At 32.7% G+C, this 254-nt stretch carries 1 pseudogene; it reads left to right on the top strand.

Annotated elements, in window-relative coordinates:
- Positions 1 to 31: 31 nt before the first annotated feature.
- Positions 32 to 254, top strand: a pseudogene (locus tag SB753_RS39360) (hypothetical protein); the annotation flags it as partial.

Below are 254 nucleotides of genomic sequence, written 5' to 3' on the forward strand. Positions count from 1 at the left end.
TATCATTCATTTTTGTGGAATTACATTAGCCATGAATGATTCTGTTCGCAATCATATGAAATTACTTGCGCAAGCAGTAAAAGCAACTGGAGGAACAGTTGTTTTTGATTGTAACTATCGTCCATCACTTTGGGGAGATGATGGTTATGAAAAGGCAAAGTCATATTATGAAGAAATGTTTCATTTAGCTGATATTGTTATGATGAATGAAAAGGATGCTATGTTTGTATTAAACATGGAAACAGAGAAAAAAG

This window comes from Paraburkholderia sp. SIMBA_053 (genome assembly GCF_046534895.1).
Classification (GTDB): domain Bacteria; phylum Pseudomonadota; class Gammaproteobacteria; order Burkholderiales; family Burkholderiaceae; genus Paraburkholderia; species Paraburkholderia caledonica.